A 12,821-nucleotide genomic window follows, 5' to 3' on the forward strand; every position below is an offset into this window, starting at 1 on the left:
CCTCTGCGCTGACCGCAGTATTGAGATGATGATTGGGCTTTTGGGGATACTAAAAGCCGGAGGTGCTTATGTACCTTTAGACCCAAGTTATCCGAGCGATCGCCTTAGTCATATGATCGAAGACAGTGGTGTGGAGTTAGTCATCACCCAGCAGCACCTCATTGATAGCTTACCCAAAGGCTCTGTTCAATCGTCATACCGCACCATCGTATTGAATAGCGGAGAGGTTCAGCAGCAACTCAGCCATTATGTTCAAGAAAATATTGATCCAGCGCTGATAGGCTTAACTTCGAAGCATCTGGCGTATGTGATTTACACTTCAGGGTCAACGGGCAGGCCGAAAGGGGTGCTACAGACACACCGAATGCTCGTCAACTTAATGCAGCATCAACAGCTCTCAGGAGCCTTGGTCGACCCTTATAGAAGCTTGCAATTAACAAGCTTTGGCTTTGATGTCGCCGCTCAGGAAATATTCACAGCACTAACAACCGGAGGCAGTTTGCATCTAGAACAAGCAGATTTACGTCTGGATATTCCGAGGCTGTATGATTTTATAAATGAGCAGCGCATTGAGCGCCTATTCGTTGTACCGGCTGTTTTATCGTTATTGACGGATTACATCACGAAAAATGAGCGAGCGTTACCGCACATTAAAGAGGTTATAACGGCCGGTGAGGCGTTAATATTAGGTGTTAGCCTTTGCGAGTTTTTTAATCGGCATACAAACTGCCGCTTATTTAATCATTATGGCCCGACTGAAACTCATGTGGTTACTCTATGTGAGGTGACAGACTTCCAACATGTAGGAAGCGCTGCATCCATCGGCCAACTTTTAGGTAATACAGAAGGCTATGTATTTTCACCAGAGCAACAGCTTGTGCCCTTCGGTGTACCCGGTGAGCTTTACATCAGTGGTGTAGGCTTAGCTCGCGGCTACCTCAAGCGCCTAGAGCTCACCGCTGAAAAGTTTATTGCTCACCCCTTTAGCGATGATCCAGAAGCGCGCTTATATCGCACCGGTGACTTGGTGCGTTGGCTGCCCGATGGCAATCTCGCCTTTTTGGGACGTTTGGATCATCAGGTCAAAATCCGTGGGTTTAGGATTGAGTTGGGAGAAATCGAGTCTCAACTGTTGCGTGAACCGAGCGTTAAAGAAGCAGTAGTGTTAGCCCGAGAAGATCGTTGTGGTGACAAACGCCTAGTGGCTTATGTCACAGCTGCTGAGACGCCTGAGGCTTTTGACGAAGACGTGCTGATTGAGTCACTCAGGCAAAGTTTAAAAACTGTACTGCCCGATTATATGGTGCCCTCGGCTTTTGTGGTATTGGAGCAGTTGCCATTAACACCCAACGGTAAAGTCGATCGTAAGGCTTTACCTGAGCCGGATTTAGCTCAGGTGAGCGGGGCTTATGAAGCCCCGCAAAGCCTCACCGAAGCGCGTTTAGCGGAGCTTTGGCAGACACTGCTCCACCTAAACTCGCCCGTTAGCCGTGATGCGCATTTCTTTGAGCTCGGTGGGCACTCGTTATTGGCGATGAAGCTGGTTGCAGCGATTAATGATACGTTTTCGACGAATCTATTGATTAAAACCATTTTTTCTAACAGCTACTTGTATCAACTTGCCGAGCAAATTGATAACCACCATTCAAAAGAAAATGTATGGCAGCCGCTTGTGGAAATGCATTCAAACGATGAGAGCATGAAGAGCTTACCTATTGTCTATACAGTGCCAGGGGCAGGTGGTTCAAGTGCCGCTTATCAAGCATTGGCTAAAGCACTGGAACCGTATGCGAAAGTCGTTGTGTTAGAGCCCAAAGGTATAGCTGGTGATCAGGCACCACATAAAAACTGGGCTGAAATGTTGGACGAATATACGGAGGAGATACAGCGCTATCAACCTAATGGGCCGTACTGGCTATGTGGTCATTCTTATGGTGCTAGAGTCGTTTTTGAAATAGCGCTCAGGCTGGAAACACAAAACAAAGAGGTAAACTGCATCCTACTTGATGCTGAACTCTGTGGCGTCATGGCGGAGGACATGCCTGAAGATACGCTAAGTACAGAAGAAAAAGTGCTTAACGTGATGCAAGAGTTTCTCGATGTGACTGTTACTCCTTTTGGCTCATTGAGTCAGGAGCAAGCGAAAGCGGAATTGATTCAATTGATGACAAACGCCGGCTTGATTTCACAAGAAAGGGGGACACGACAAGTAGAAGCCATATTGGATATATACAACATTCAGGAAGAAATCAGTATTAATTATCGAGCGATCCAGTCGATTGATGGGCCATTGACGTTGCTGTATAGCAAGGAGTCTTTCTCTCAAGAAAGCCTTTTGAAGGTTCATGAATCACACGGAAAACTCAGTCAAAAAGGTTTCTCATGTTATCCAGTGGAAGGTACACACGTTTCTATGCTCAGGCCGCAACATGTGCATAGTATCGCTAGCTCTGTTCGTGACTTAATTCACGCCAATAGCATTGGAGCAATCATGGAGTAATAATTTACATATACCCTAAAAATCGAAATACTCAGTAGCCACTTGTTAAGTTGGCTACTGAGTTAACTAATACCTACAGAAAAATAGGTCAACACCCTAATTCAATCGTGGGCGTGTGCTAAATCTGCCCATACAGAAAAGGCGAACCAAATGGTTCGCCTTTTTGTTATTTGAGCTAGTTTCCAACTGAGTTATTAGTGACCCTAAGAGGTCTTAATCTTCGTAGCTCTCAATGCTTGGGCATGAACAAATTAGATTACGGTCGCCGTATACGTTGTCTACGCGGTTCACCGTTGGCCAGTACTTCCAAGATTTGGTTGCGGGTGATGGGAAACAACCTAACTCGCGAGAGTATGGGCGATCCCAGTCTTGTGCAGCCAAATCAGCTTGGGTGTGCGGCGCGTTAACTAACGGGTTGTTGTCTAGCGGCCATTCACCTTGGTGTACTTTGGTCATCTCTTCGCGGATAGCGATCATTGCGTCACAGAAACGGTCCAACTCTTCCAAATCTTCAGATTCGGTCGGCTCAACCATTAGCGTGCCTGCAACAGGGAATGACATGGTTGGTGCGTGGAAACCGTAGTCCATTAAACGCTTAGCGATGTCTTCTTCACTGATGCCCGTCTCTTCTTTTAGCGGTCGAATATCGATAATACATTCGTGCGCCACACGGCCATTGTTACCGCGGTAAAGAACAGGGTAGTGTGGTAGTAAACGTTCCATCACATAGTTGGCACTCAGAATCGCCACTTTAGTTGCGTCTGTTAGACCTGCTTCACCCATCATGGCAATGTAAGCCCATGAGATAGGTAGGATAGAAGCACTACCTAGATCGGCAGCAGCAACCGCAAAGTCTGTCCCTTCTACACCGTTTTCGATGTGACCTGGTAGGAATGGTGCAAGGTGTGACTTAACACCGATAGGACCCATACCTGGACCACCACCACCGTGCGGGATACAGAAGGTTTTGTGCAAGTTAAGATGCGATACATCCGAGCCAATGAAGCCAGGTGAAGTAAGGCCAACTTGAGCGTTCATGTTGGCACCATCAAGGTAAACCTGACCGCCAGCTTGATGAACCATGTCACACACTTCCATCACCTGTTCTTCGTACACACCGTGTGTAGAAGGGTAGGTGATCATGATGCTGGCTAGGTTATCTTTGTGCTTCTCGATCTTGTCCGCCAAGTCGCTCACATCGATGTTACCTTCATCATCACATTTCACGATAACCACTTTCATCGACATCATAGACGCGGTGGCTGGGTTTGTTCCGTGTGCAGAGCTTGGGATCAAACAAACGTTACGGTGACCTTCGCCGCGGCTCTCGTGGTAGCGTTGAATAGCGATGAGACCGGCATACTCACCAGATGCACCTGAGTTAGGCTGAAGTGAGAAAGCATCGTAGCCTGTGATTTCACACAGTTTCTCTTTCAGATCTTTGGCAAGAGCGGCATAGCCTGCGGCTTGCTCGACGGGTGCGTAAGGGTGAATCGCGCCAAATTCAGGCCAAGTTACTGGGATCATCTCAGCAGCAGCGTTGAGTTTCATGGTACAGCTGCCAAGTGGGATCATACCGTGCGTCAGTGAGAAATCTTTGTTCTCAAGCTGCTTAAGGTAGCGCATCATCTGAGTTTCACTGTGGTGAGTGTTAAACACAGGGTGCGTTAGGTATTTCGAGGTGCGGCGCAGTCCTTCAGGAATTGCGGCAAACTCATTGGTTTCGATTTCTGCTGATAGCGCTTCAACACTTTCGTTAACACCAAACACTGCGAATAGGGCAGCGATGTCATCGGTTGTGGTGGTTTCATCGCAGCTTATACCAAGCTGACCATCAAGTTTACGCAGGTTAAGATCCGCATCTTGTGCTTTCGCATAAAGCGCGTCAGTCTTGTCGCCTGTGTTTAGCGTGATGGTGTCAAAGAAGCTATTGTGTGCAAGTTCAAAGCCTGATTTTGTCAGACCTGCAGCGAGAATTGCCGTCATGTGGTGTGTGCGACGTGCAATGGTACGTAGGCCTTCTGCACCGTGGAACACAGCATAAAAAGACGCCATGTTGGCAAGTAAAGCTTGCGCTGTACAAATGTTTGAGGTCGCTTTCTCACGGCGAATGTGCTGCTCACGGGTTTGCATCGCCATACGCAGTGCTTGCGTACCTTTTGAATCGATAGAAACACCGATGATACGACCTGGCATGGTGCGCTTGTGTTTGTCACGAGTTGCCATAAAGGCTGCGTGTGGACCACCGTAACCCATAGGAACGCCGAAACGCTGCGCTGAGCCTATTACGATATCTGCGCCCATTTCACCAGCAGGCTTAATTAGAGCAGAAGCAAGTAGGTCAGTCGCAACAGCAACGATAGTCTTGTTCGCTTGCGCTTTTGCGATGACGTCCGTCATGTCACGAACTTCACCTGTCGTGCCTGGGTATTGGATCAATGCACCAAACACGTCTTGTTCAGGCAGTGAATCTACTGGACCAATTTGAACAGTAAAACCAATGTAGTGAGCGCGGGTTTTTACTACTTCAATCGTTTGTGGATGCACATCATCAGCAACGAAGAAAACGTCGCTTTTGCTCTTACCTGCACGCTTACAAAGCGTCATGGCCTCTGCAGAAGCGGTAGCTTCATCAAGTAGGGATGCGTTGGCGATTTCCATACCTGTTAAGTCCATCACCATTTGCTGGAAGTTAAGCAAAGATTCAAGACGGCCTTGTGAAATCTCAGGCTGATAAGGGGTGTAAGCTGTGTACCACCCTGGGTTTTCTAGTACGTTACGCAAAATAACGTTTGGCGTGAACGTGTTGTAGTAACCTTGGCCGATAAAAGTGCGTTTAACCTGGTTTTGATCAGCAAAGACTTTCATCGCCGCTAACATGTCGGTTTCGCTTTTTGCTTCAGCAAGCGTCATCGGTTGTTTTAGGCGAATTTGTTCAGGAACAGTTTCATCAATCAGAGCTTCAAGGCTGTCTGACTTGATGGCATCCAACATTTTTTGTTGGTCAGATTTGTTCGGTCCGTTGTGGCGAGCAACGAACTCGTTTTGTGTGCTGAGGCTTTGAAGTAATTCAGTCATTGTCCTTTACCTACTTCGTTGTTCGGGTAATGGATATCATTACTGATATATCTAATTATACGTCCGAACTTAGAAAAAAAGCTGCCACCCTGAATGGGGACAGCTTTTTATTTATCCTAATTACTCATCTTCGATAGAGTTTAGGTACTCATCTGCATCTTTTAGATCGTCAAGTTCAGCGGCATCAGACATCTTCACTTTAACAATCCAGCCACCTTCGTATGGCTCTTCGTTGATCAGCTCTGGGCTGTCTTCTAAATCTTCATTAATTTCTACGATAGTGCCTGTAATAGGTGCGTAGATATCTGAAGCAGCTTTTACGGATTCTACCAAGGAGAAACCTTCTCCTGCATCAATCTCATCGTCTACATCAGGCAGGTCAACGAATACAACGTCACCCAGCATCTCTTGAGCATGCTCTGAAATACCGATAGTCACGGTGCCGTCACCATTGTTACGTACCCACTCGTGGCTGTCTGCAAATTTCAGTGTTTTATCCATTGCTAATCTCCAAAATCATTTTGTTTACATTGTTTATTGGTATAGTGGGAAGCGAGCACACAATTCTTTTACTTCTTTGCGAACGCGTTGCTCAACTTCTGGGTTTCCTTCAGGATTCTCGACCAATCCATCCAGAACATCGCCGATCCAGTTACCAATGAGTTTGAATTCTTCAGCGCCAAAGCCGCGGCTAGTTCCCGCAGGCGTACCTAAACGTATGCCCGATGTAATCATAGGCTTCTCTGTGTCAAATGGAATTCCATTTTTATTACATGTGATCCCTGCACGCTCTAGCGCATCCTCTGTCACGTTTCCTTTCAGACCTTTAGGACGAAGATCAACCAACATAAGGTGTGTATCTGTACCGCCAGTGACAATGTCACAACCGCGAGTTTGTAATACTTCGGCAAGAACTTTTGCGTTCGTTCTTACTGATTCAATGTAGTTGCTGAATTCTGGTCCCAATGCTTCACCGAAGGCCACTGCTTTAGCTGCAATAACGTGCATCAGTGGTCCACCTTGAAGCCCCGGGAATACTGCAGAATTAATTTTTTTACTGATGTCTTCGTGGTTGGTCAAAATCATGCCGCCACGTGGACCACGCAGTGTTTTGTGTGTAGTTGTAGTTACAACGTGCGCGTGAGGCAGTGGGCTTGGGTGTGCGCCTGTCGCAATAAGACCGGCAATGTGCGCCATATCAACTAACAGTAGAGCGCCAACTTCGTCTGCGATCTCACGGAATTTGGCAAAATCAATAACACGCGGGATGGCACTACCGCCAGCGATGATCATTTTTGGTTGATGTTCTTTTGCAAGCGCACGAACATCTTCGTAGTTGATTTCAAGTGTCTCGCGATCAACACCATATTGAACAGCATTAAACCATTTACCGGATAGAGCAGGGCGGGCACCGTGTGTTAGGTGACCACCAGCGTCAAGCGACATCCCTAAAATCGTATCGCCAGGTTGAAGCAGTGCAAGCTTAACAGCACCGTTAGCTTGAGCACCTGAATGTGGTTGAACGTTTGCGTACTCACAGTTGAAGAGTTTTTTTGCGCGTTCGATAGCGATTGCTTCAACAGTGTCAACATGCTCACAGCCACCGTAGTAACGACGACCTGGGTAACCTTCGGCGTACTTATTAGTTAAACACGTGCCTTGCGCTTGCATAACAGCTTTAGAAACAATATTTTCTGAAGCAATCAGCTCGATTTGTTCATTTTGACGGGTGAACTCTGCTTGAATGCCTGCGAAAACGGCATCGTCAGTAGCAGCAAGGTTGGTGGAGAAAAAGTTCTCTAAGCTGTGGTTTTGAAACGGTTTGTTCATGGTAGATGACCTTCCATTCGTAACGAGATTATTATCAAAGTTCTATTCTCGTTATTTCTTACTTTTCTGTCTGCTCTGACGAGTACTAAAGCCAAAACAGGGTGAATATCCTTGTCCATCAGTTGATGGAAGAAATCAACATCAAACATCATTTTGCTTGTGCTGTGTTTCGTTACTAACATCTCTACAACTAACAAGTCGGTAACATAACTGCTGCGCTACAAACAATCAACTAAAAATTTCCTATTGGAAACAAGGTTTCCAATTTTGTGCCCGAGAGCACGCTTTATCTCTAAAATGTCTCTTTCTTCCCTAACTGGCATGGTGCACAATTAAAGAAGAATAGGAAGTCGCACTGCATATAGAAGAGGGAAGTATGCCTGAAGGTATTTTAGATGATTATCCATCACTGACATTAGCCAAAGAGTCAGTCGATGAAAACATCGAACCGTTAAAGCTTGGGTATCGAATTAAAGAGATTCGAGGCAAGCTTGGTATCACCCTTGAAGAGGCCAGCCAGAGAACTGGACTTGCTCGCTCTACGCTAAGCAAAATAGAAAACGAACAGATTTCACCTACCTTTCAAGCGATGCAAAAATTGGCATTAGGCTTGCAGATAGATATGCCTCAACTGTTTGAACCACCGAGAAAAAAAGTGGCTACAGGCCGTAGAGATATGACGCGTTCGAATCAAGGAAAACCTCATCCAACGCAAACTTATGAGCATGAATTGCTTGCGACCCAATTGTCGAATAAAAAGATGATGCCGTTCAAAAGTCGCATTCATGCACGCAGCTTTGATGAGTATTCTGACTGGGTCAGGCATGATGGTGAAGAGTTCTTATTAATCCTATCTGGCTCGGTAATGTTTTATTCTGAGTTTTACGAACCTGTTGAAATGTTTGCAGGTGATAGCGTGTATTACGACGCGAATATGGGCCATATGCTTATCTCAACCAGTGATGATGATGCCCACATTTTATGGGTTACTGCTAAATAAGTAGCATCACACCTTTAATTTCTTATAGTGAAGGCAAACGTTTACTTCGTTTTGGTCAACGAAGTAATGTTTGCTATGTCCTTCCTTCTTTTTAATCTCTGTTGTGAATATGATGTTAAATGTCACATTTTGAGTGCCAGATTGTGGGTTGTAAGTGCAAAAAACTTCAACTCATGTTTATTATTGGAAACAAGGTTTCCTTGTAGGGAAAATCTAACCAGATTAAATGGAGACAACAATGACTCAAGAACTACTAAAAACACCTCTACACGCACTTCATGTCGAAGCTGGTGCGAAGATGGTCCCTTTTGCTGGGTATGATATGCCAGTTCAATATAAGCTGGGTGTTAAAAAAGAGCACCTGCACACTCGTGATGCGGCAGGTCTTTTCGATGTTTCCCACATGGGGCAACTACGTTTGCACGGGGCGGGCGCGGCTGCGTTTCTTGAGTCTCTTGTGCCAGTTGATATTATCGATCTGCCATCTGGTAACCAACGCTACGCCTTCTTTACTAACGAGCAGGGCGGCATAATGGACGATCTTATGGTTGCAAACCTCGGTGATCATCTCTTCGTTGTGGTTAATGCTGCATGTAAAGAGCAGGATATCAGTCACCTACAAGCGCACCTTCCACAAGGTGTTGAGCTTGAGGTAATTGATGACCGTGCTTTACTGGCGTTGCAAGGCCCTAAAGCAGTAGATGTTTTGGCACGTTTTAATTCAAGCGTTGCTGAAATGCTGTTTATGGATGTGAAAAAACTTGAGATTTTGGGTGTTGAGTGCATCGTAAGTCGTAGCGGTTATACCGGTGAAGATGGTTACGAAATCTCTGTACCTAATGAGAAAGCTGAAGAGTTAGCGGACAAGCTTACCGCAGAAGAAGAAGTGGAGTGGATTGGTCTTGGAGCTCGTGATTCTCTTCGTTTAGAGTGTGGACTTTGCCTATACGGTCATGATCTGGACACAACAACCACTCCTGTTGAAGCAAGCCTTTTATGGGGTATTCAAAAAGTTCGTCGTACAGCGGGTGAGCGCGCCGGTGGTTTCCCAGGTGCAGATATCATTTTGGAGCAAATTGAGACAAAAGACGTTTCGAGAAAACGCGTTGGCCTTGTAGGACAAACCAAAGCCCCCGTTCGTGAGGGTGCAGAACTCTTTGACAGTGAAGGAAGTAAAGTAGGTATTGTAACCAGTGGTACGGCAGGCCCTAATGCGGGTAAGCCAGTTTCTATGGCCTACGTTCGTGCTGATTTAGCAGCCATTGGCACTGAGCTTTTTGCTGACGTTCGTGGTAAACAATTGCCTATGACAATCGAGAAAATGCCTTTCGTTCCTCAACGTTATTATCGTGGCTAACGAGTATTTTCTCGTACGACCAAAAAGCCCGATGAGCGGGCTTTTTTTTGGTCTTTGGTATTGTTCTTGCTGTTAAAAACCGAACTTTATGTTATCAATATTATGTGACGAGTAATGAGCTAAATGCATTATCATTTGTTAGAATAAAGGGATTAGATCACTCCAAGGATGAGGTTATGGCACTGAAAAAATTGTTTTTATTGCTTGTCTTTTCGCCCCCCGTTTTGTCAGACAATATAACGTCTCGTATTGCCAACGGATCCGATGTGTCCGATTTTAACGACTTTTCCGCATTTGGAAGTCTCTTTGTGGACAACGGTGCCACTTTGAATGGCCCTTATTGTGGTGCTACATTTATCAACGATCAATGGGTTCTGACCGCTGCACATTGTATCTATGGTGATGACAATAGCATGCTCTATACAACGGTTGCTTATCAACTAAGAGATAAATCTAATTATTCGAGCAGCACAATTTCCAAACCAAGAGCTCTTGAGTTTTATTATCCTGACAATTACATCAATAGCGAGTCATTTGGCTTACCCAATGATATTGCTCTTATCAAGCTCGAAACCAGTGCAAGCGGAGCTAGCGATCACAGTAGCCTCTTCGACTTATCTGCTGCGGGTATTGCGCTGCCTCTCGATGGTAACTACATAGCAATTGGGCATGGAAATACTGAAGCAACAAAGACCACCAACATACTTCAACAGACTAGCTTGACCAAGACCACCACCACAGATTGTAACAATGCTTTTCGACCAAACGTGACAGATAACCAGTTGTGTTTCACCGGGGTATTGTCAGGGGCGTATCGGAATGGCGCGTGCAGTGGTGATTCTGGTGGGCCAATCTATAGAAGTAATGGAGGGAGTTTCATTCAAGTGGGTGTTACCAGTTTCGGCCCCAAAGGGGCTTGCGGTGTAACGGGTGGTACCGAGATAACTTCCGTCTATACTAAAATCCATGCATACAAAAGCTGGATAGACAGTGTAATGGCAGGCTCGGTAACACCTAAAGCTTATGTAACGACTGTTGATGGTCAAAGACAATTAGTCAAAAATACTCAGACCCCTGCTGCTAACAGCGATGATGGCGGGAGCTTGGGATTCATCCCACTGTTGTTATCTTTGTTCCTTATCTCTTACCGTAGATTTACTTGTGGTACACGCAAACTTATTTGAACTCGTCATACATTGTGTTGGAGGCCAGTTATTCCTCCAGCACGGCGACTAATTTTTTAGCACTATTTTATGCCTATTTTAATTTTCTCAGCCACATCGTTATGGCAGGCTTTCCTCAACTTCGACTTTCTCTAATTGCAGAAACTTCAGTCGCCAGTTTTGTTTGGGTTGTGAACGATATTTTAAACTGCTCGTTACGAGGCTTGAGAAGATGATAAAACAGTAAAAAAATACCTCTGATATAAATTGAATTAGTTTGCTTATTGGTCAAAATCAAAAGATTTGTGCTAAACATAATCTATGTGATTCTCAATTTTATTGGTTAGCTATTCGTGTCATTGTTTGCAGATCAGCCCAAGAAAGATTCCACTTCCGACGAGAAACCACAGATTGTGGCGGAGCCATGGAAGGTATTGCTTGTTGATGATGACGAGCAGATGCATCAGGTTACGCAACTTGCGCTTTCTGGTTTTTCATTTGATGGACGTGGTCTGAATTTAATTTCAGCCTATTCAAATATCGAAGCGCAAAAGATTTTAGAGCAAAACGAAGATATTGCGCTTGCTATTGTTGATGTCGTCATGGAAAGCGAGCATGCTGGCCTTGAGCTGGTTAAATTCATTCGAGAACATCTGAATAACCATGTGATACGGGTAGTTCTCCGCACCGGTCAAGCTGGTCAGGCTCCGGAAGATTTGGTTATCCGTGAATATGAGATTGATGACTACAAAGAAAAAACTGAGCTAACGACCCAGAAACTCAGAACACTGCTGTATTCGATGTTAAGAGTGTATCGTGGCCTTTGTTTAATCGAGAAGCAAAAGGACGGACTACGCAAGGTCATTATATCGTCTGCAAAGGTTCAAAATACCACTTCTTTGCAAACCTATGCTTCAGCTGTTCTTGAACAGATGACTAGGCTTCTTAACATAGATGACTCTGCGTTCTACTGTGTGGTGCGTCCAATTTTAGATTGGGAGCAATCAAGAGCTTTAACACTTGCAGCCACTGGGAAATACGTCAATCTATATTCTGAGTGTGCGTTTAACAAATTGCCGGAGAAAGTTTCTGAGAGGCTTAAAGAGACGTTAGCCGTTGGTCAGTCAAAGTTATTTGGTGATGCGTTCGTTCTATATAGCAAAAATGAAGAGAATGTCGAGAATTTGCTCTACATCAATTTCAAACGAGAGCTATCTGAAGTCGATGTTCAACTCCTAGAAATATATATGCAGAATATTAGCCTTACCTTCGAGAATCTGGGTCTGCTAATGGATATCAAAGAAACATCGAAGGAGCTCGTATATCACCTCGCCAATGCGGTTGAAGCAAGAAGTCGTGAGACGGGAGCACACGTGCAACGCGTTTCTCTAATATCAGAGAAGCTTGCTTATTTGTATGGCCTTGATGAATCCGATGTAACCATGATTAAGCATGCCTCTCCTTTGCATGATGTTGGTAAAGTGGCCATTCCAGACGCGATATTGCATAAGCCTGGAAAGCTGACGGAAGAAGAATGGGTCACAATGAAAAAGCACGTTGAATATGGCGTGGATATCTTGAGCAAATCTCAACGTACCTTGCTAGTGACAGCGAAGGAAATAGTCGCCTTTCACCATGAAAAGTGGGATGGAACTGGATATCCCAATGGCACAAAAGGCGAAAATATACCGATAAGCGGACGTATTGTTGCTTTGGCTGATGTATTTGACGCGCTTGGCTCTAAACGCAGTTATAAAGAGCCTTGGAGTAACGAAGAAATACGCGCAGAAATTGTTAAGCAAAGAGGGCTACACTTTGACCCTAAACTAGTTGACCTGATGCTAGAGAACTGGGAACAGTTCATTTCGGTTCGAGATGAAAACCCAGATTAAT

The 12,821-nt window shown here is 45.1% G+C and carries 8 protein-coding genes; 5 read left to right on the top strand and 3 right to left on the bottom strand.

Annotated features, from left to right (window positions below; translation table 11 throughout):
- On the top strand, nucleotides 1-2,500 hold a 2,500-nt coding region (locus tag RH40_RS01400), incomplete at its 5' end, for a non-ribosomal peptide synthetase (RefSeq protein WP_009599475.1).
- A 213-nt stretch (nucleotides 2,501-2,713) separates the two neighbouring features.
- Here the strand turns inward: RH40_RS01400 and gcvP are convergent.
- The 3 genes from gcvP to RH40_RS01415 form a co-directional block, all read right to left on the bottom strand.
- The gene (gene gcvP, locus RH40_RS01405) at nucleotides 2,714-5,578 is read right to left on the bottom strand and encodes an aminomethyl-transferring glycine dehydrogenase (RefSeq protein ID WP_009599476.1); all 2,865 of its coding nucleotides are present in this window, start codon (nucleotides 5,576-5,578) and stop codon (nucleotides 2,714-2,716) included.
- A 120-nt stretch (nucleotides 5,579-5,698) separates the two neighbouring features.
- Nucleotides 5,699-6,079, bottom strand: coding sequence for a glycine cleavage system protein GcvH (gene gcvH, locus RH40_RS01410; protein ID WP_009599477.1), 381 nt, complete (start codon nucleotides 6,077-6,079; stop codon nucleotides 5,699-5,701).
- 33 nt (nucleotides 6,080-6,112) lie between these two features.
- On the bottom strand, nucleotides 6,113-7,408 hold the full coding sequence (locus RH40_RS01415; RefSeq protein WP_009599478.1) for a serine hydroxymethyltransferase: 1,296 nt from the start codon (nucleotides 7,406-7,408) through the stop codon (nucleotides 6,113-6,115).
- A gap of 376 nt (nucleotides 7,409-7,784) precedes the next feature.
- Here RH40_RS01415 and RH40_RS01425 point away from each other — a divergent pair, with 376 nt between their 5' ends.
- The 4 genes from RH40_RS01425 (at nucleotide 7,785) to RH40_RS01445 (ending at nucleotide 12,820) form a co-directional block, all read left to right on the top strand.
- On the top strand, nucleotides 7,785-8,408 hold the full coding sequence (locus RH40_RS01425; protein WP_009599480.1) for a helix-turn-helix domain-containing protein: 624 nt from the start codon (nucleotides 7,785-7,787) through the stop codon (nucleotides 8,406-8,408).
- A gap of 238 nt (nucleotides 8,409-8,646) precedes the next feature.
- Complete coding sequence (gene gcvT, locus RH40_RS01430) at nucleotides 8,647-9,765, top strand: glycine cleavage system aminomethyltransferase GcvT (RefSeq protein WP_009599481.1); 1,119 nt, start codon at nucleotides 8,647-8,649, stop codon at nucleotides 9,763-9,765.
- Between the two features lie 176 nt (nucleotides 9,766-9,941).
- Nucleotides 9,942-10,949 carry a S1 family peptidase gene (locus RH40_RS01435; protein WP_009599482.1) on the top strand — a complete coding sequence of 336 codons (1,008 nt, stop codon included), beginning with the start codon at nucleotides 9,942-9,944 and terminating at the stop codon, nucleotides 10,947-10,949.
- Between the two features lie 332 nt (nucleotides 10,950-11,281).
- The gene (locus tag RH40_RS01445; protein ID WP_009599484.1) at nucleotides 11,282-12,820 is read left to right on the top strand and encodes a DUF3369 domain-containing protein; all 1,539 of its coding nucleotides are present in this window, start codon (nucleotides 11,282-11,284) and stop codon (nucleotides 12,818-12,820) included.
- The last annotated feature ends 1 nt before the right edge of the window (nucleotide 12,821 follow it).

It is taken from the genome of Vibrio caribbeanicus ATCC BAA-2122, assembly GCF_000165125.1.
Lineage (GTDB): Bacteria > Pseudomonadota > Gammaproteobacteria > Enterobacterales > Vibrionaceae > Vibrio > Vibrio caribbeanicus.